Here is an 18,380-nt window from a genome sequence, read left to right as displayed (position 1 = left end):
GTCCCTAATTCCGTTTTATTTTCTAATTTTGATTGTTATTATACCACTTTTTCAGAAAGAAAAAAACTATTATCCTTTAATCCTTCGAATTTTACTTATTTTGTCTTCAAGCATAAAAAATACAAACCTCAAATGAGATTTGTATTTTCATTGCTTAGTTAGATGAAGAGCTACTGCTTGAGCTTGAGTCACCACCACCGATGTATTGGGTGAAGATGTTTTGGAAGGCTTGATCTTTGACTTTGATATTAGCAGCTTGTAATTCTTTACCAATTACTCCTTGAACAAAGGCTGAATCATTTTGTTTTTGAGTCAAAATGATGGTCTTCAATTTTTCTTTGTAATCCTCTAAGTTAGAAGATTTTTCTGTCTTCTTCGTTACTTTAACGATGTAGAATTGATTGCTGTAGGCTTGTGTTCCAGTAGCCGTAATCACATCAGAAACACCGTTCACATCCAAGGCAAAGGCTGCTTTTTTGACTTGTTCTGGAAGTTCTGTTGAAGCAGAGTCAAAAGTGATTTCTCCACCATTTTCTTTTGTTTTGTCGTCGTTAGAGTTGTCTTTCGCCAACTGAGCAAAATCTGCACCTTCTGCTTTCGCTTTTTCAAGCACTTCTTTTGCCTTGTCTTCATTGTCCATACGGATGATTTGAGCAGTTACATCTGGTGTGTACGCTTCGAAAGCCTTTTGGTAGGCTTCGTCTGTCAATTCGCTCTCAGCGGCCTTCTTAACCGCCAATTCAACCAATTTGCTAGTACGGATTTGAGCTTTACGAGTCTCAGGTGTCATACCTGCACGTTGAAGCACGCTGTTGTAGCTATCGCCGTATTTCTTTTGTTCCTCAGCAACGGCGTCATCCACATCTTTATCCGTTACCTCTGATCCATATTGTTGTTCAAATACTTTTTGGATGGTCATATTTAGCAAGACTTGTTGCGCAGTTGGATTATTCTTTACTTCTTCAAAGAATTGATGTTCTGTAATCACATCACCCTTCATGCTGATCAAATCTTTTCCTTCAGAACTGTTTGAACAAGCTGCAAGTGCTGCTACTGATAAAAGTGTGATGGCTCCTGCCATAAGTTTTTTCTTCATGTTTACTCCTTTTACGGTAAGTGTTACTTTATCTATTTTACTATAATTTCTTAAATTTTTCTGAAAATCATTTTTCATCAGGTAGCTGTACATCTGCTACATTTTTTCGTAGCATGAGAATGCCATCACCAAGAGGAACTAGAGTTGCTGTTAGACCTGGATTGTCCAAAGTTGCGTCGAAAAGTCTTTGCAAACCACGATAAATGGTTCGTTGACCACGGCGGACTTCCATGATGTCCTTGGCAACATCTCCTCCTTGAAAAATATCATCCAAGACAACCACTCCACCAACTTCAAGTCGTTTGAGGATTTCAGGTAGAAAGACGATGTACTTGGACTTAGCCGAATCCATAAAGACAAAGTCATAAGTTTCTGTCAGGCTAGACAAAACATCTACGGCATCTCCCTCTAAGAGGGTGATTTGCTTACGACTGTCAAACTGGGCAAAGTTTTCCTTGGCAAAGCCTATCATCTCAGGATTGCGGTCAATGGTTGTAATCTTAGCATCTGGCGCATGCTCCGCCATCAAAAGAGCTGAAAAACCGATAGCTGTCCCAATTTCTAAAATATTCTTAGGCTGCAGACTTTCCATGAGAAATCGAAAGTAAGCGACCGTTTCATGGGGAATAATGGGAATATTTTCCTTGCGAGCGAAGACTTCCAATTCTTTCAAGGAACCTGTCACCTGCTTTTGACGTTGGCGCATGAGTTCAACGATTTCTTCCTTGACGACGGGACGACGCATATTGTGATTGGCATTTTTACTATAAGACTCTACCATCTTAAGCTAGTCCCAATTTTTCAACAAGAGCTTCAAACTCGTTCAAGCGACGTTCAAAGACTGCAAAGGCATCGTTAAGATAGTCTTCTTTTTCCATATCAACACCCGCTTTTCTCATAACATTGAGCGGATAGTCAGATTTACCTGCTTTGAGATAGTCGATATAGCGGTCACGATCTTCTTGACTACCATGGACAATCTTCTCAGCCAAGGCTGAAGCAGCTGCAAAACCTGTTGAATACTGATAAACATAGTAGTTATAGTAGAAGTGTGGAATGCGCGCCCACTCATATTGGATTTGAGTATTGTCTTCCTTGCTGAGTCCATAGTAATCTTGGTTCAAGTCAGCGTAGAGTTTATTAAGGAAATCACTTGTCAAGACTTCTCCATTTTGATCTGCTTGATGGATAGCATGTTCAAACTCAGCGAATTGAGTTTGACGGAAGACTGTTCCACGGAAACCATCTAGGAAGTTATTGAGAATAGCAAAACGGGTTGCATCGTCTTCCACTTCTTCCAACAATTTCTCTGTCAAGATATTTTCGTTTGTGGTTGAGGCAATCTCAGCCAAGAAGATAGAGTAATCTCCGTAAACATAAGGCTGAGTTTCACGAGTATAGCTAGAGTGCATACTGTGACCTGTTTCATGGACAAGGGTAAAGAGATTGTCTAGATTGTCCTGCCAGTTGAGAAGCATGAAGGCATTGGTATCATAAGAACCACCAGAATAGGCACCAGAACGCTTGCCTTGGTTTTCATAGACATCAATCCAACGCTCACTGAAAGCCCGTTTGACACGGCTCAAGTAGTCGTCACCCAAGACTGCCAAGGCCTCTTCTGCCTTTTTCAAGGCTTCCTCATAAGTAAAGCTGTATTCTACTGAAGATAGCGGTGTGTAGACATCGTACATCTTGAGATCTGAAATTCCCAAGATTTTAGAACGAAGTTCAAGGTAACGATGCAAGAGTGGCAAGTGCTTGCGAACTGCTGCTACCAAATTGTCATAGACACTTTCTGGAACAAAGTTTGCTGCGAGGGCTGCATGGCGAGCACTCTTATAGTTGCGAACTTTGGCACGGTAGTTTTGCACCTTAACATTTGTCTGCAAGGTCTTGGCATAAGTATGTTGGAATTGCTCGTAAGTCGCATAAAGGGCTTCATAGGCACCACGACGCACTTCACGGTTTTTAGACTCCATCAAACGGATGTAAGTACCGTGTGAGAGTTGCACTTCCTTGCCTTCGTCATCAAGCACATATGGGAAGCTAATATCCGCATTATCCAAAATAGCAAAGGTTTCACTAGCAGCGCCAAAGATTTCTCCTGCTCCAGCAAGCAATTCTTCCTCACGTTGTGAAAGAACATGATCTTTCTTTTGCAAGAGCTTGTCAAAAAAGTGTTTGTAAACTTGGAGTTTTGGTTGAGCTTCTAGGAAGGCAGCATACTGCTTTTCGCTAACCTCCATAAACTCAGGTTCATAGAATGAAAAGGCTTGTTCTAACTGACTGTATAGGGTCATTGCCTTAGCATAGTACTCTTGATACTTGGCTTCACGCGTGTCCTGATCATTTTTCATATGCGCATAGACATAAAGCTTTTCAACTTGGCGTTCCAAGTCAAGTGAGAATTCTGTAATCTCAAGCAAACTGTCTGCACTATCCAAGAGATGCCCCTCATACTGAGATGCTGTTTGTACTTTTTCAGTTAAATCTTTCAAGGCTTCTTCCCAAGCCTGGTCTGTTGGGTAGATTGTTGAAAGATCCCATGTATCTTTTTCATTTATTTCATGTCGTTGTAATACCATAAGATTCCTCCATCCTTTCTATTTTACCACATTTTTTGAGAAATATAAGTGATAAAAGGCTGGTGGATAGAGCTTTTGGCGATTATTTTTCGGATTTTTTTGATAGTAAGCCTGAAAATTTCTATAATAGCTAGTCAAATCCGTTTCAATCTGCAAAAAATCACCTGACTCTATCGGTCTGACCTGAGGATACCAGTCGTCCAGTTGATGGTTTAATAGATTGTCTCCTTGATAATAAGCTTCCTCCTGCTTCTTCATCCAGTAAGGCGTTTGATAGTACAACTGCTGGCGAATGTAGTGACAGATAGTGGTATCTTGCACAACTGCAAAACGAGGCAGTTTTTGTTTTTGATAAGGAAATCGTAGAATTTCCAAGAGATTTCCTTGACCAAAGGGAAATTCCTTGACCTGAAAATGAAGCTTGCCACGTAGGTCCTGATGCAGAAGATATTTGAGTCTCAAAACTTGCTTTTTGAGATCTAGTTCCCAAACATAGAATCCCATATTTTGACTAAAATAGAGGAATCCCCTTTGCAGTTGTGTTAATCGCTCTTTTAACCAGAGTTTTTCTCCCAGTAGCCAGATAACCTGATAACCATGACTACGGTAGCCTTGACTTCTATAGCCTAAAAGCTTTTGAGACAAGGGACTGCACTGAACCTCCAGAGCTAATTTCTCATTGACGAGAACATCCGCAATCTGCTGAATCTCGGGCAGACTATATTCTAAGGCGGCCTGATTGTCCTTCTTGGCCCAGTGATAGAAGGCCTCTTTGTTGCCCAAGTGTTCTGGACTTTCATTTTCAAAAATGGCAATACAATCTCTTAACCTTTCATGGGCAAAGTGCGTTCGAATACTCTGTCCCTGACGTAATCGTAGTCTGCCCCCACAGGCTGGACAAGTATATTCTTGCTTGGTCACGTCTTTTTCGAGGGCATTCACCAATTTCCCCTGTGCATCTCTGGCTACAAACATGGTCTACCTCCTTTTCTCATTTATTCGAAAAAGAAATAAAAAAGACTGGAATTCCAGCCTTTCATAATATTATTTCTTATCTTTTTTGTCTCTTAGAATATTTTTTTAGCATGGGAATGAGATTGGAAATCTGCTCACTTCTAATGACCAGCACGCCGTATTCTTGACAGCGATTGGCATAAACAGGATTGATTTTCCCCGTACAGACAATTAACTTGAGGCAACTTTCCCCAGCAAAATGATTGGCGTAGACTTCTAGCTCATTGATGGCTTCAACTGATAAATCTGTCATCTTGCAGGAGATAAAGGTAATCGAGCGTCCCTTTCTCAGAATGACATCAATCTCATTTTGAACATTGTCCGCCTCTGGAAAGATGCCATTCCAATCAATCTCACCGCCTATCATGCACTCATCAAACAGCTGAGATTCAAGCGCCAAGAGATAGAGATATACCTCTAAAATATGCCCCTTGTTGCGGCAAAAGATTTGAGCTTCTTGACTTGGAAAGCTGTAGATTACTCGCTCCTTGTCCTCGCCTTCAATACGAAGCATCCCCGCTTCTACTAGTAAGGGGATCAGGGATTCTGGATAGTGATAATACTTGCCGTTGTTATCCAGTATTTTTTCGGTCTCAGCATGAAGGTCATTGGTCTTAGCTAGAGAGAAAAATTGGGTCACTTGGTACCAGTGGGCAGGATTGGCAATAGCTGAGCTGGCTATCTTTTTGATGGCTGCAATTTGCTGAGCTGAGTGGATAGGGCGTTTGGATTTGAGCATTTTTCCACCACGCAAGGCTATCAACTGTTGGATGCTTAGGGTTGGAATGTCCAAGTCTTCTTTTTCTAACTGACCGGCTACCCACTTGTATTGTTTTCCTCGCTCGACATCCATGGCAACGATGGGAAGATAGCGATCCAAGCCGTATTGATAGAGAGATAAGGCTAGTAGCGAATCCCCACCAAAAACATCAAGAAGAACCTGGTCATAGCCTGCTAGACAATAGTCTAACTGATCAGACAGCTGTTCTAAAGATAGCTGACGAAAGGTCACTCGTTGAATATGAGGTACCTCTTCCATGATAAACTGACGGAGAGAGAGCTTCTCTTCATTCCTTATTTTCGTCAAAGATAGAAAAAGAATCTCGTCACAATCACTGACAAAGGCTTGGTAGACATTCTTTTCCAATACATACCGATCATACAGCTCCACCAAAAGACTCGCCATTGGATCACCTCCATCATCTACAACTGATTAAGCAGAGAGACAGTAATAGACCTCTACTGCTCAGATTTCCTACTTCTAGTATAGCATAAAATCCTGCTCGTCCCAATCAACCAACGCAAACAAAAACGAATAGAAACCTTGCAAAGTGATTTCTATTCGCTGGGTTAAGTTTGATTTACTTGACTTTTTTGGCTAACATGGTCGCAAAGCGTAGTTGAATGCGATTGCCATTTTCATCACGACGGTGCAGATGTCCTGGATTTTCATTGTACTTAACCAATTCCCAATCTTTGTAGTAGTCCGCCAACTCCCCTTCTTTAAAAGTGAATGGGAAGTTGACTGAGCAAGGATAATCCTCTGTATCCATGGCACAGACGATAAGGTTATAGCCACCAACCGTGGTGTGCTCCTGCATATTTTGGATAATAGCTGGAATGCGGTCCGCTTGTAGGAACATCAGAACAACTGTTGAAACGATGAAATCATAGTCTTGGCTAACACTGGCTGAATTGATATCGTAAAGACCAACAGGCATGTCTAGATCCTCTTGTTCCACAATGCTTTGCAAGATTTCAAGGGACAATTCATTTTGATCCACTGCTGTCACATCAAAACCATTCTGTGCGAGAAAGAGAGAGTTACGGCCTTGACCACAACCTAAATCCAAGGCCTTTCCTGGTTTTACCGTTTGCATAGCTTCTAAGACTTCCGAATGGACTGGATTTGTATTGTATTTCTTAGGGAAATAATCCTCAGGTTTACAATAAAATTCCAAGTACCATTCTACATCGTCTGTTGCGGCCTCCACTCGGTGCCAGGCTTGCGGTTGTGCCATAGGGTTGTCAGCTCCTGCCTCAAAGAGGTGCTCAGCTAGAACCTCACCATCTTCAGTCAACTCAATAAACTTGAGTGCTCCTTTTACAACTGTAATCTTGCCCCAAGTCCCGACCTTAGTATTGTGCTTTTGCTGGACAGCTTCGGGCATCGTTTGTTTATTCCACAAGGGCATGCGTTTATAGGCAATTAATTTTTCCATTTTACTTCCTCTTCTTAACGCTGGTTGACAGCTTTCATCACACGCGCGATGTCGCGGTTTTGTTCACGTCGCTTGATCGACTCCCGTTTGTCATAGTCATGTTTTCCTTTAGCAAGTCCTAAAAGAAGCTTGGCGTAGCCATCTTTGATATAGACTTTAAGTGGAACCAGGGTCATCCCTGTCCCTTTGGTTTCTTGTTCCAACTTTTGAATTTGCTTCTTATGGAGCAGGAGTTTGCGACGGCGTTCTGGTTCCTGATTCCAGATATTGCCTTCTTCGTAAGGAGCGATATGAACATTGCTCAGCCAGACTTCCCCATTTTTTACTTGGGCAAAGCCGTCCTTGAGATTGATTCGAGCTGCTCGAACGCTCTTGATTTCCGTTCCTGTCAGGACCATTCCTGCTTCAAGCGTATCTACAATTGTATAGTCGTGGTGTGCTTTTTTATTTTGTGCGACGACCTTTCCCTCGCCCTTTGCCATGCTTGGCTCCTTTCTTAGCTACTTCCTTATAAAAAGGTTTCTTTCCCTTTTTCTTCTTATCTTTTTGTGAATGCTTGTGCTTATCATTTGAGCGCCCTAATTTTCTCTTATCTTCCTTCTTGTCTGAACGACGACTTAAACCACGACCTCTGTCTTTGCGACCAGCTTGTTTCAAGCCTTTTTCGATGACATCAAACTCACTTGGGATATAAGAGAAGTCAATCTCACCTGTCATCTTATCCGCTCTTTCAACTCGAATGCGAATCTGCTGTCCCACACGGAAAGTTATGCCTGATTTTTCCCCACGAAGAGTCAAATCACGCTCGTTGAAATGATAAAATTCATGCAAATTGGTGACGTGAATCAAGCCTTCAACTGTATTTGGTAATTCTACAAAGAGACCGAACTTGACAATACTGGATACAACCGCATCATACTCTTCACCCACGTATTCTTCCATGTACTCAGCCTTTTTCATGGCTTCGACTTCACGCTCCGCCTCGATTGCACGACGTTCACGGTTGGAAGACTGGGTTGCAATCTCTGGAATCACTTGTTCAAAATGCTCGGCTATTTCCTTAGAACGCCCATAGTCCCGAATCATGCGGTGAACAAGGAGGTCTGGATAACGGCGAATGGGGCTGGTAAAGTGAGTGTAATAGTCTGCAGCTAGGCCATAGTGACCGTGATTGTGCTCAGAATAGCGAGCCTGTTGCATGGATCGGAGAAGCATCATGGACAATACATCCGCATAGGGTTCTCCCTCAACCGCACGCATGATATCTTGAAGAGCCTCCTGGCTAATCTCACTGGCAGTCCCATAAATTCGCAATCCAAAGCTCGAAGCGTAATCAATAAACTTCTGAACTTTTTCTGCCTTAGGATCCTCATGAATCCGATAGATAAAAGGTAGGTCCAGTTTGCTATAGTGCTCGGCAACCGTTTCGTTGGCTATCAACATGAAGGACTCAATCATCCGCTCAGCAACACCACGCTGACGAAGGACAATATCCACAGGCTTGCCTTTTTTATCCACTAAGATCTTAGCTTCACTGGTATCAAAATTGAGAGCTCCACGTTTCTCACGCATGCTTTCTAGCCTTTCATGAAGCTTGGCCATGAGCTCGATACTAGGAACAATTTTCTTAAACTCTTGTCTCTTTTCATCATCGCCAGCTAGGATATCATTAACAGCGCTATAGGTCATACGAAAACTAGTTTTGATAACCGTTTGTGTGATGGTGTAGTTGACTACACGACCATGTTTATCAATCTCCATAATGGCAGACTGGGTCAAGCGATCGACTTGAGGATTGAGAGAGCAGATGCCATTTGACAAACGCTCTGGAAGCATTGGAACCACTCGGTCTGTCACATAGACAGAAGTCGCGCGGTTAAGGGCTTCCTTGTCAAGGGCAGAGCCTTCAGTCACATAGTAGGAAACATCCGCGATGTGAACTCCGAGTTCCATATTGCCATTTTTCAAAGTCTTGATGTGAACTGCATCGTCCAAGTCCTTGGCATCCGCGCCGTCAATGGTGAAGGTAAGCTCATCTCTTAAATCAAGACGGCCTTCCATATCCTTTTTTGATGGAGCATCAGGAACACTTTCCGCCTCCTTGAGAACAGCCTCTGGAAATTCTGAAACAATATCCATGGACTCCAAGACTTCAAGGACATCAATCCCAGCATCAGTCGAGTGTCCCACCACATCGAGGACACTAGCGACAAAGAAATCATGTTTCTTACTTGGGTATTTATCGATAAAGACCTTGAGAACCTCAGTACCTTCCAGCTTGATAGCTGGTTTCTTCACATAGATTGGTTGGCTGATTTTCTGATTTTTTGAACGGATATAGCCGGCATACTTGGGCTTTTCCTGATCCAGAACGATTTGCCCGACAACGGTTGTCAGGCTGTGTTCTAGGATATCAATAATTTTGGCTTCTGCTGCCGTTCCCTTGTTGCGGTCAGCAACTTTCTTGATGACTACCTCTACGGTATCACCATCAATGGCATAGTTGACATCGTTTTTTCCTACAAAAAGGTCGTCCTCTTCCCCTTCTAGACTAACAAAGCCAAAGCCGTTTTTATGGGCATGAAAAATCCCTTTGAGGGTAATTTCATGTTTCTTCTTTTGGTCCAAGGAGAGGCTTCCATCTTCTCCAAATCGAATCTGGTGCTTTCTTTCCATCAGAGACAGGGTTTTAATCAACTCACGGAAATCCTTGGATCCATCCTTTCCGAGAGCCTGAGCTAGGTCATTTACCGTCACTCGCCCCTTCTCTTGCAAATATTCTTTTATTTTATCTTTCATGTTTTCTTTCTAGATTTTTATAATTTCTTTTTGATTGATAACTTTATAAGTGTCATTGAAAATAAAAATAGGCTAAGACCTAGTCTCGCCCATTTCTTATCTACTTGATAATACCGTCAATGCTAAGGCAATGGCTAGCCAGAAAAAGACTAAAATACCTGTCAAACGTTGCATCACAGCTTCAAAACCACGCGCCTTACTACGTTCAAACAAATCACCTGAGCTGGCATCAAATACATTGCTGGATTGGTTCTTAGTTGGTTGCATGAAAATCGCAATCACAATCACAACAGATAATACTAATAAAATGGTTAACAATAGGTTATACATATCAAACTCCTTAAAATCCCTATTATTTTACCATAAAATCTACTTAGATTCAAGATGTAGGGTTACTTTTCTTTCCTTGGGACAATACTTTAAAACCTCAATCTTGTCAGGATGAGTTTTGGAGTTCTTACTGGTTAGATAATTCATGCTACCGCAAGAGGAGCACTTGAGATTGATTTTTACTCGCACTAGATTTCCTTTACTTTTAATAATGATCTAAATTGCACTATGTTACATAAACAACTGAAAGTTACACAGGCTGCTGTCGCATAAAAGACAGCATGGTAGCCCAAATATCCTGCAACTGCGGATCCCGCCATGGGTCCAATCACTCCACCGAGGTAAAAAAAGACTTGGTTGAAGGCAAAAATTCTTGAAATTCCAGACTTTGGAGTCATTTTGCTGAGAAGGGCATTGACTCCCGGTATGAGAGCCCCCGTTCCCAAACCAAAGAGAAAACGATACAAGCCAAGTTGAAGTGGGCTAGTCGCATGGGCACAAAGAAGGTAAATGATGACAGAATAAATCTGCGCTACAACTAACAATCTATGATTCCCTACCTTATCGCCAAGTTTTCCTAGAACTCCAGCACTCATCATGCTAGAAAATCCCATGCTGGATACGATCAATCCAGATACAAGGAGGAGATTTGCAGTCTGCCCTAAGTCCCGAACATAGAGAGCTAGAATGGGACCAATTGATTGAGCTGAAAATTGAATGACAAAGCTGGTTAAAAATAGGTTTATTAAAAGCCTAGGATACTTAAAAGAAGAAAATACTTCTTTCGTTGGGATAGCCTTCTCCTTAGCAACTGGCTGAAAATCTTCCTTGATAAAGAAAATGGTTAGGATTGCAGCCAAAAATAAGAAAGCACCTACCAATAAAAAGACATTACGAATGCCAAAAATTTCAGCAATAAAGCCTCCAACAAAGGGACCCGTCAATGTTCCTGCAACAACACCTGTAGATAGAGTCCCCAGAGCCGCTCCAGACTTATCTTTAGGTACCTGACTAGCAATCAAGGCCGTTGCATTGGGGACAAAACCAGTAAATACGCCATTGAGCAAGCGCAAAAAGAGTAGCCAATAGATATTTGGCACGAAGGCCAAACCTCCCATGGTAATGGTCATAGCAAGACCAGCTCGAATCATCATGGGTTTTCGACCGTACTTGTCAGCAAGAATACCCCAGATGGGAGAAACTAGAGCTGCTGAAACAGCCGAAACTGAGATGGCTAATCCAGCATAGAAAGCAACTTGGTCCCCTTCAATTCCCAACTGCTCTACAAAGATAGGCATGAAGGGAACGACCAAGGAAATACTGGCACCCGTTAGAAAACTACCGAACCAGGCGACACGAAGATTCTCTTTCCAACTAATCTCTTGCACAGCTATCGCCTCCTTCAAGTAACTTCATTACTTGACTCACAAGCTGATCACGACTGCCATTGTTATCTAATATATGACTTGCTAGTTTTTTCTTTTCTTCTAAAGACCACTGGGCGGAAAGACGCGACTCTGCTACTTCCTTAGAAAGATGATCCCGTTTCATGAAACGTTCCACCTGAACATCACGGTTCACATAGACCAGCCATGTTTCATCAAACCAGGCACTGTAGTCCTGTTCAAAAAGCAGGGGAATATCCATGAAAAAAATCGCTTCTGTCTGAGTCAACTGGTCTCGCAATGTAGCCAATTCCTCACAAATTATCTCTCCTTGTGTTTGTTTAGACCATTCCCGTTCCTCAGGATTTGAAAAGATGAGACTAGCCAGGAGAGGGCGATTGAGTTCTCCATTTTCAAGGATGATTTCCTGCCCAAAGTGCTGAACTAAGAGCTGATAAAGACGACCACCAGGTTTTTGTAGCTGGTGGACGACTGCGTCAGCATCGACCACTTGGAAGCCTTTTTGTCTTAGAAAATTTGTCACAGTTGACTTACCAGAGGCAATTCCTCCTGTGATTCCAATGATTTTTCCCATCAGCCCCTCCTTTGACACTGAGGACAAAAATGAGTTCCTCGTCCACTGAGCTGGAATTTCTCAATCACTGTCCCACAGCGGGAACATGCTTGACCAGTCTTATCATAGACCTGATGAAAATCCTGCATGGTTCCGTCTTCACCAAAGGCATTTGTATAGGTTCGAATGGTTGATCCGCCTTTTTCAACAGCCTGTCCCAAAACAGCAATGGTCTGGTCATGAATGGCTGTCGCTTCTGCTACTGTCAAAGTTTGGGAAGCTCTAGCTGGATGAACCTGAGCCCGCCAGAGGACCTCATCCACATAGATATTGCCAAGTCCAGCCACCAAGGTCTGGTCTAGGAGATGGGATTTGATAGGCTTTTTAGATTTGGCTAGGGCAGCTTGGAAGGTCTGCAAATCAAAGTCCTTCTCTCTTGGTTCGGGGCCTAATTTTTTAGAAACAAAGTAGGCTTCCAATAGGTCGGGTGCCAGCAGTTCCATCGTGCCAAACTTGCGTACATCCTCATAAACAAGCGTGCCTCCATCTTTAAACCGAATGAAAACATGGGCATGCTTACGTTCAGGAACCTGGTCTGGATAGTAAAAATACTTGCCTTCCATTCGCAGATGGGAAATCAAGACCTTGTCTGTCAGGTAAAAAAGTAGATATTTTCCACGACGTCCCATTGACTCAACAATCTGACCAGGCACTTCCTTTTGAAACTCGTCCAAATCTGTCTTGATCATCTTAGGATAAGCAATCTCTATATTAGAAATCTTCTTTCCCAAAATCAATTTTTCTAAGCCACGACGAACCGTTTCAACCTCAGGTAATTCAGGCATAAGGCCTCCTTCTGTAAAAACAAGAAGCAGGCATGAGCCCACCTCTACTTAGTATTCTTTTTTATTATAGCCAAAGTCGGCCAAATCTAGCTTTTTATCACGCCAGTTTTTCTTGACCTTGACCCAAGTTTCTAGGAAAACCTTGTCCCCTAGCATGAGTTCGATATCACGACGGGCCATGGTCCCAATTTTCTTGAGCATGGCGCCACCTTTTCCGATGATAATACCTTTTTGACTATCACGCTCGACCATGATGGTTGCACGGATATGAACCTTGTCTGTCTCTTCATCCCGCTTCATGGAGTCAACTACCACTGCAACTGAGTGAGGAATCTCTTCACGAGTTAGGTGCAAGACTTTCTCACGAATCATCTCAGAAACCAAGAAACGCTCAGGATGATCTGTGATTTGATCAGATGGGAAATACTGGAAACCTTCCTCAAGATTTTCACTGAGGATGTCAATTAGACGAGAAACGTTATTTCCCTGAAGAGCTGAGATCGGAACAATTTCCTTAAAGTCCATCTGGTTACGGAAGTCATCAATCTGAGCCAAAAGCTGGTCTGGATGGACCTTGTCAATCTTATTCACCACCAGAATCACAGGAACCTTAGCAGCTTTCAGACGCTCGATAATCATATCGTCACCCTTACCACGTGGCTCATCAGCTGGCACCATGAAGAGAACAGTGTCTACTTCACGAAGGGTGCTGTAGGCAGATTCCACCATGAAATCCCCAAGAGCTGTTTTAGGCTTGTGAATCCCCGGGGTGTCGATAAAGACGATTTGTTCCTTATCCGTTGTGTAAATCCCCATGATTTTATTACGTGTTGTTTGCGCCTTGTCACTCATAATGGCAATCTTTTGCCCCATGACGTGATTCAAAAAGGTTGACTTCCCAACATTGGGACGTCCTAAAATGGCCACAAAGCCTGATTTAAATGTCATAATTTCCTCTTAGTGTTTAAAATAGTATATCCCAAATGCGTGGGATAAAGATAAGTGCACCTGTCACTACAGCAAAAAGAGAGACCACCAGCACGGCTCCTGCCGCCATGTCCTTGGCTTTCTTTGCCAACATAGAAAAGTGATAGTGACTGGCTAAATCCACCACATTTTCAATAGCAGAGTTAATAATTTCAAAGGCTACTACCAAGAAAATGCTCATTAGGAGAAAGAGCCATTCGATTCGTGACACCTGAAAAACAAAACCTGCAAGGATAACCACAAGGGCTGTCACTGCATGTTTTCGCATATTGCGTTCTTCCTTGATCGCAGTCAGAATTCCTGTAAGGGCAAATTCTAAACTGGATACCAGGTCACGATTTTTCCATTTTCGTTTATTGTCTTGTGAGTCCATAGGCTGTTAAAATTTCTTCTTGTAAACCGAACATCTCCGCTTCTTCTTCCGGAGTGTAGTGATCATAGCCGTTAATATGTAAAAAGCCGTGTACTGCCAAGAAGCCCATCTCACGCTCAAAGCTGTGACCGTATTCCTCAGCCTGCTCATGCGCTTTATCGATAGAGATGAACAATTCCCCAATATAGGCATCAAACTCAGACATCATCTCTGCCAATTCAGGATTTTCAAGCAAATCCTCTTCGTCAAAGGCAATATCCAACTCTGGCTTATACTCAAGGCTGATGACATCCGTCGGACGATCGGTGTCACGGTACTCGAGGTTGAGTTCGTGACTACGCTCGTTGGTCACAAAAGTGACTGCCATTTCCTTGTCTTCTTTTCCTATTTTTTGGGCAGCAAATTCCAAAATTTCTTGGGTTTGTTGCAAGATTTCTTGTGAAACTTGACCAGTTTCATCTACCATTTCAATATACATGTACTTCTCGATTCTCTTTACTTGGCTTTATTATACCATATTTCCATGATTTTATTCTACCTTTTTGATATAATACTATGGAATACAATCACAAGGAGAGAACGATGTCATTTGACGGATTTTTTTTACACCACATGGTTGAGGAATTGCAAAGCGAGTTGGTCAATGGTCGCATTCAGAAGATCAATCAACCTTTTGAACAAGAGTTGGTCTTGCAAATCCGTAGCAATCGCCAAAGCCATCGCCTGCTCCTCTCTGCTCATCCCGTTTTTGGACGCATTCAGCTGACCCAAACGACCTTTGAAAATCCAGCCCAACCTTCGACTTTTATCATGGTTTTGAGAAAGTATTTGCAGGGTGCTATGATTGAGTCGATTGAGCAAGTGGAAAATGACCGCATTGTGGAGATCACGGTTTCTAATAAAAACGAAATTGGGGATCATATCCAGGCTACCCTGATTATCGAGATTATGGGCAAACACAGCAATATTCTCCTCGTGGATAAAAGTAGCCATAAAATCCTCGAAGTCATCAAACACGTCGGCTTTTCACAAAATAGCTACCGCACCTTGCTTCCTGGATCGACCTATATCGCTCCACCTAATACGGATGCTCTCAATCCTTTTACTGTCAAGGATGAAAAGCTCTTTGAAATCCTTCAAACTCAAGAGCTAACAGCAAAAAATCTTCAAAGCCTCTTTCAAGGTCTAGGACGAGATACGGCAAACGAATTGGAAAGGCTCTTGGTTCGTGATAAACTTTCTACCTTCCGTCACTTTTTCGGACAAGAAACCAAGCCTTACCTAACGGAGACCTCCTTCAGTCCAATTCCCTTCGAAAATAGTGTAGGAGAGCCTTTTGCCAGTCTTTCTGATCTTCTGGATACCTACTACAAAGACAAGGCAGAGCGCGATCGCGTCAAACAGCAGGCCAGCGAACTCATTCGCCGCGTTGAAAATGAGCTTCAGAAAAATCGCCACAAACTCAAAAAACAAGAAAAAGAATTACTGGCGACAGACAACGCTGAGGAGTTTCGCCAAAAGGGCGAATTACTGACAACCTTTCTCCACCAAGTTCCCAATGACCAAGATCAGGTTGTCTTGGATAACTACTACACGAATCAACCTGTTATCATCACGCTTGATAAGGCCCTGACTCCCAGTCAGAATGCCCAACGCTACTTTAAACGCTATCAGAAGCTCAAAGAAGCTGTTAAATACCTGACTGAGCTGATCGAAGAAACCAAGGCTACCATTCTCTATCTAGAAAGCGTGGAGACCGTCCTCAACCAAGCTGGACTGGAAGAAATCGCTGAAATCCGTGAAGAATTGATCCAAACAGGCTTTATCCGTAGAAGACAACGGGAGAAAATTCACAAGCGCAAAAAACCAGAGCAGTATCTGGCCAGCGATGGCAAAACCATTATCTATGTCGGTCGAAACAACTTGCAAAATGAAGAACTAACCTTTAAAATGGCTCGCAAGGAAGAACTTTGGTTCCACGCCAAGGACATTCCTGGCAGCCACGTCGTCATCTCAGGCAACCTCAACCCTTCTGACGAAGTTAAGACGGACGCTGCAGAGCTCGCTGCCTTCTTCTCTAAGGGACGTCTGTCAAATCTGGTTCAAGTGGATATGATTGAAGTTAAAAAACTCAACAAACCAACAGGTGGCAAACCCGGCTTTGTGACCTATACAGGACAAAAGACCCTCCGCGTTACACCAGACCCAGAAAAAATCGCATCCATGAAAAAATCCTGACTTTACTTGAAATCAGGATTTTCTATTACATTTTAGTCTGCAATCAAGGTTTCCAATCCAACCTTCATCATATCGGTGAAGGTGTTTTGATTTTCTCAGCCAGTTTTTAACAAGTCTAAATGAGTGAGATAGTAATCAAAAACTGAGATATCTTCTTCTTTCAAGTAACACGATTTTGTTACTATCTTCTAAAATTCTTTTATTGTCTCAATTTCGAAAAGACTTCACCAATCTTGCCTTCAATGACCAATGTAGCTTGGCTGTCTTGTGGAATACTGGTTTTATTGATAACGACCAGATTTGTCCCAGAAAAATAGTTTACTAGGCTAGCTGCAGGATAAACAACCAAAGAAGTCCCACCGATTATTAGCAAGTCAGCTTGCCGAATAGCTTGTGCAGCCTGGCTAAAAACATCCATGTCAAGCGATTCTTCATATAAGGTCACGTCAGGCTTGACCACCTTACCACAGTCTAAGCAGTGAGGAACAGGTCCCTCGAGGGCCAGAAAGGAAGTTAAGTCATAGAAACGATGACAACCTAGGCAGTAATTGCGGTCCGCACTCCCATGCAATTTAAAGACCTTTTGGGAGCCAGCCATTTCATGAAGACTATCGATATTTTGTGTCACAACAGCCTTGAGCTTACCTGTCTTTTCCAAAGCAGCTAGATAAGTATGCGCAGCATTAGGTTTGGCTTCTGGATAAATCAGGTATTTTTTATAGAAGTCAAAAAAATCTTCTGGATAGCGCTCAAACATGGTCCGAGAAACGAGTTGCTCTGCCGTAAAATGACGGCCTAACTGATGACTATAAACACCATCTGAACTACGAAAATCTGGGATATTAGACTCGGTTGACACTCCTGCCCCTCCAAAGAAAACAATCCGTTGGCTTTGATCTATCAAATCTTGTAATTGTTCAATTTTATCCATCACATTTCTCCTTAAGCTGTGTTCTAAAAAAGTTGAAAATCAATAGTTGGATTTTCAACTCTTTCTTTATCATTGCTTAGATATTGAAAATAGATCACTTACAACAGTTCTTGTAACTAATGTAATTGAAAAGCTATTCTCTGATTACTCTGCAATCAAGGTTTCCAAGCCGACCTTCATCATATCAGTGAAGGTATTTTGGCGTTCTTCTGCAGTAGTGTCTTCATCTGGGTTGACCAAGCTATCAGAAATGGTCATGATAGCAAGCGCATCAACGTGATGTTGAGCAGCAAGATAGTAAAGGGCTGCTGCTTCCATTTCCACAGCCTTAACTCCCCATTTACCAAGCTCGATGTTCTTTTCAAAGTAGTTTGAGTAAAAGACATCTGATGACAAGACGTTCCCAACGTGGGTGGTCATACCGTGTTCTTTTGCAATATGGTAGGCCTTGTCTAGCAAATCAAAGCTAGCGATTTGTGGGAAATCGTACTGTGGCCAGTCGTTGCGGATGATGTTTGAGTTAGTCGCAGCTGCTTGCGCCAAAACCAATTCACGGACATGAACATCCTCATTTAACGAACCCGCAGTTCCCACACGGATCAATTTTTTCACACCGTAGTCCACAATCAACTCACGCGCATAAATCGAAATAGACGGCATCCCCATACCAGTTCCCATGACAGATACACGGTGACCCTTATAAGTACCAGTGTAACCAAACATGTTACGCACTTCGTTAAAACAAACAGCATCTTCAAGGAAATTCTCCGCAATAAACTTAGCACGAAGAGGATCCCCCGGAAGAAGAATTTTATCAGCAATTTCACCCTGCTTAGCAGCAATATGGATAGACATAATTTATGATACAAAGAGCGAGAAGAAAACGACTGAAAATTAGGAATCTGACGAGAAATCCTGATTTCTCAGTCAGATTATCTATTTTCCAAGTTTTCCGCTCGTGTTCAAATTAGAACACCTTGCTCTACCTTTCTTTATTCTAA

19 protein-coding genes are annotated in these 18,380 nt (G+C 42.4%); 1 reads left to right on the top strand and 18 read right to left on the bottom strand.

Features of this window, described 5'->3' with window-relative positions; translation table 11 throughout:
- Nucleotides 1–154: 154 nt before the first annotated feature.
- The 16 genes from prsA to ybeY form a co-directional block, all read right to left on the bottom strand.
- Nucleotides 155–1,096, bottom strand: a complete 942-nt coding sequence (gene prsA, locus ATE34_RS02825; RefSeq protein ID WP_009730060.1) for a peptidylprolyl isomerase PrsA — start codon at nt 1,094–1,096, stop codon at nt 155–157.
- Between the two features lie 67 nt (nt 1,097–1,163).
- Nucleotides 1,164–1,877, bottom strand: a complete 714-nt coding sequence (locus ATE34_RS02820) for an O-methyltransferase (RefSeq protein WP_084911026.1) — start codon at nt 1,875–1,877, stop codon at nt 1,164–1,166.
- A 1-nt stretch (nt 1,878) separates the two neighbouring features.
- Nucleotides 1,879–3,681, bottom strand: coding sequence for an oligoendopeptidase F (gene pepF, locus ATE34_RS02815; protein WP_084911024.1), 1,803 nt, complete (start codon nt 3,679–3,681; stop codon nt 1,879–1,881).
- Between the two features lie 18 nt (nt 3,682–3,699).
- Entirely contained in the window at nt 3,700–4,656 is a 957-nt protein-coding gene (locus tag ATE34_RS02810; RefSeq protein ID WP_084911022.1) for a competence protein CoiA, read from the bottom strand.
- 76 nt (nt 4,657–4,732) lie between these two features.
- Entirely contained in the window at nt 4,733–5,881 is a 1,149-nt protein-coding gene (locus ATE34_RS02805) for a PDDEXK family nuclease (RefSeq protein WP_061598523.1), read from the bottom strand.
- A 175-nt stretch (nt 5,882–6,056) separates the two neighbouring features.
- Nucleotides 6,057–6,917: an SAM-dependent methyltransferase TehB gene (gene tehB, locus ATE34_RS02800; protein WP_061598525.1), complete on the bottom strand. Its 861-nt coding sequence runs from the start codon at nt 6,915–6,917 to the stop codon at nt 6,057–6,059.
- Between the two features lie 14 nt (nt 6,918–6,931).
- On the bottom strand, nt 6,932–7,399 hold the full coding sequence (gene smpB, locus ATE34_RS02795; protein WP_001051742.1) for an SsrA-binding protein SmpB: 468 nt from the start codon (nt 7,397–7,399) through the stop codon (nt 6,932–6,934).
- Nucleotides 7,362–9,716, bottom strand: coding sequence for a ribonuclease R (gene rnr, locus ATE34_RS02790; RefSeq protein WP_084911020.1), 2,355 nt, complete (start codon nt 9,714–9,716; stop codon nt 7,362–7,364). The genes smpB and rnr overlap by 38 nt, the downstream gene beginning before the upstream one ends.
- A 96-nt stretch (nt 9,717–9,812) precedes the next feature.
- On the bottom strand, nt 9,813–10,046 hold the full coding sequence (gene secG, locus ATE34_RS02785; protein WP_000282517.1) for a preprotein translocase subunit SecG: 234 nt from the start codon (nt 10,044–10,046) through the stop codon (nt 9,813–9,815).
- A gap of 39 nt (nt 10,047–10,085) precedes the next feature.
- The gene (gene rpmG, locus ATE34_RS02780) at nt 10,086–10,235 is read right to left on the bottom strand and encodes a 50S ribosomal protein L33 (RefSeq protein ID WP_007519517.1); all 150 of its coding nucleotides are present in this window, start codon (nt 10,233–10,235) and stop codon (nt 10,086–10,088) included.
- The gene (locus tag ATE34_RS02775; RefSeq protein ID WP_084911018.1) at nt 10,235–11,434 is read right to left on the bottom strand and encodes a multidrug efflux MFS transporter; all 1,200 of its coding nucleotides are present in this window, start codon (nt 11,432–11,434) and stop codon (nt 10,235–10,237) included. The genes rpmG and ATE34_RS02775 overlap by 1 nt, the downstream gene beginning before the upstream one ends.
- The gene (coaE, locus tag ATE34_RS02770) at nt 11,421–12,026 is read right to left on the bottom strand and encodes a dephospho-CoA kinase (protein ID WP_084911017.1); all 606 of its coding nucleotides are present in this window, start codon (nt 12,024–12,026) and stop codon (nt 11,421–11,423) included. Before coaE ends, ATE34_RS02775 begins: the two co-directional genes overlap by 14 nt.
- The gene (gene mutM, locus ATE34_RS02765; protein WP_084911015.1) at nt 12,026–12,850 is read right to left on the bottom strand and encodes a DNA-formamidopyrimidine glycosylase; all 825 of its coding nucleotides are present in this window, start codon (nt 12,848–12,850) and stop codon (nt 12,026–12,028) included. The genes coaE and mutM overlap by 1 nt, the downstream gene beginning before the upstream one ends.
- A gap of 48 nt (nt 12,851–12,898) precedes the next feature.
- The gene (gene era / locus ATE34_RS02760) at nt 12,899–13,798 is read right to left on the bottom strand and encodes a GTPase Era (RefSeq protein WP_084911013.1); all 900 of its coding nucleotides are present in this window, start codon (nt 13,796–13,798) and stop codon (nt 12,899–12,901) included.
- Between the two features lie 16 nt (nt 13,799–13,814).
- Nucleotides 13,815–14,210, bottom strand: a complete 396-nt coding sequence (locus tag ATE34_RS02755; protein ID WP_084911011.1) for a diacylglycerol kinase family protein — start codon at nt 14,208–14,210, stop codon at nt 13,815–13,817.
- On the bottom strand, nt 14,191–14,688 hold the full coding sequence (ybeY, locus tag ATE34_RS02750; protein WP_000275169.1) for an rRNA maturation RNase YbeY: 498 nt from the start codon (nt 14,686–14,688) through the stop codon (nt 14,191–14,193). The genes ATE34_RS02755 and ybeY overlap by 20 nt, the downstream gene beginning before the upstream one ends.
- 104 nt (nt 14,689–14,792) lie before the next feature.
- On the opposite strand from ybeY, the gene ATE34_RS02745 reads away from it, so the two are divergent.
- Nucleotides 14,793–16,448 (top strand): Rqc2 family fibronectin-binding protein, encoded by a 1,656-nt coding sequence (locus ATE34_RS02745; protein ID WP_084911009.1) that lies wholly within the window; start codon nt 14,793–14,795, stop codon nt 16,446–16,448.
- A 199-nt stretch (nt 16,449–16,647) separates the two neighbouring features.
- On the opposite strand, the gene ATE34_RS02740 is transcribed toward ATE34_RS02745, so the two are convergent.
- Both ATE34_RS02740 and deoD read right to left on the bottom strand, forming a co-directional pair.
- On the bottom strand, nt 16,648–17,379 hold the full coding sequence (locus tag ATE34_RS02740; protein WP_084911007.1) for an NAD-dependent protein deacylase: 732 nt from the start codon (nt 17,377–17,379) through the stop codon (nt 16,648–16,650).
- A gap of 144 nt (nt 17,380–17,523) precedes the next feature.
- Entirely contained in the window at nt 17,524–18,234 is a 711-nt protein-coding gene (gene deoD / locus ATE34_RS02735) for a purine-nucleoside phosphorylase (RefSeq protein WP_000022077.1), read from the bottom strand.
- Nucleotides 18,235–18,380 lie beyond the last annotated feature (146 nt).

It is taken from the genome of Streptococcus oralis subsp. tigurinus (assembly GCF_002093545.1).
Lineage (GTDB): Bacteria > Bacillota > Bacilli > Lactobacillales > Streptococcaceae > Streptococcus > Streptococcus oralis_C.
This window is presented reverse-complemented; position numbering and strand designations above follow the sequence as displayed.

What these genes read in the sequence shown, in the direction of transcription:
- prsA (WP_009730060.1), bottom strand. Translation starts at nt 1,096, where the DNA reads ATGAAGAAAAAACTTATGGCAGGAGCCATCACACTTTTATCAGTAGCA.
- ATE34_RS02820 (WP_084911026.1), bottom strand. Translation starts at nt 1,877, where the DNA reads ATGGTAGAGTCTTATAGTAAAAATGCCAATCACAATATGCGTCGTCCC.
- pepF (WP_084911024.1), bottom strand. Translation starts at nt 3,681, where the DNA reads ATGGTATTACAACGACATGAAATAAATGAAAAAGATACATGGGATCTT.
- ATE34_RS02810 (WP_084911022.1), bottom strand. Translation starts at nt 4,656, where the DNA reads ATGTTTGTAGCCAGAGATGCACAGGGGAAATTGGTGAATGCCCTCGAA.
- ATE34_RS02805 (WP_061598523.1), bottom strand. Translation starts at nt 5,881, where the DNA reads ATGGCGAGTCTTTTGGTGGAGCTGTATGATCGGTATGTATTGGAAAAG.
- tehB (WP_061598525.1), bottom strand. Translation starts at nt 6,917, where the DNA reads ATGGAAAAATTAATTGCCTATAAACGCATGCCCTTGTGGAATAAACAA.
- smpB (WP_001051742.1), bottom strand. Translation starts at nt 7,399, where the DNA reads ATGGCAAAGGGCGAGGGAAAGGTCGTCGCACAAAATAAAAAAGCACAC.
- rnr (WP_084911020.1), bottom strand. Translation starts at nt 9,716, where the DNA reads ATGAAAGATAAAATAAAAGAATATTTGCAAGAGAAGGGGCGAGTGACG.
- secG (WP_000282517.1), bottom strand. Translation starts at nt 10,046, where the DNA reads ATGTATAACCTATTGTTAACCATTTTATTAGTATTATCTGTTGTGATT.
- coaE (WP_084911017.1), bottom strand. Translation starts at nt 12,026, where the DNA reads ATGGGAAAAATCATTGGAATCACAGGAGGAATTGCCTCTGGTAAGTCA.
- mutM (WP_084911015.1), bottom strand. Translation starts at nt 12,850, where the DNA reads ATGCCTGAATTACCTGAGGTTGAAACGGTTCGTCGTGGCTTAGAAAAA.
- era (WP_084911013.1), bottom strand. Translation starts at nt 13,798, where the DNA reads ATGACATTTAAATCAGGCTTTGTGGCCATTTTAGGACGTCCCAATGTT.
- ATE34_RS02755 (WP_084911011.1), bottom strand. Translation starts at nt 14,210, where the DNA reads ATGGACTCACAAGACAATAAACGAAAATGGAAAAATCGTGACCTGGTA.
- ybeY (WP_000275169.1), bottom strand. Translation starts at nt 14,688, where the DNA reads ATGTATATTGAAATGGTAGATGAAACTGGTCAAGTTTCACAAGAAATC.
- ATE34_RS02745 (WP_084911009.1), top strand. Translation starts at nt 14,793, where the DNA reads ATGTCATTTGACGGATTTTTTTTACACCACATGGTTGAGGAATTGCAA.
- ATE34_RS02740 (WP_084911007.1), bottom strand. Translation starts at nt 17,379, where the DNA reads ATGGATAAAATTGAACAATTACAAGATTTGATAGATCAAAGCCAACGG.
- deoD (WP_000022077.1), bottom strand. Translation starts at nt 18,234, where the DNA reads ATGTCTATCCATATTGCTGCTAAGCAGGGTGAAATTGCTGATAAAATT.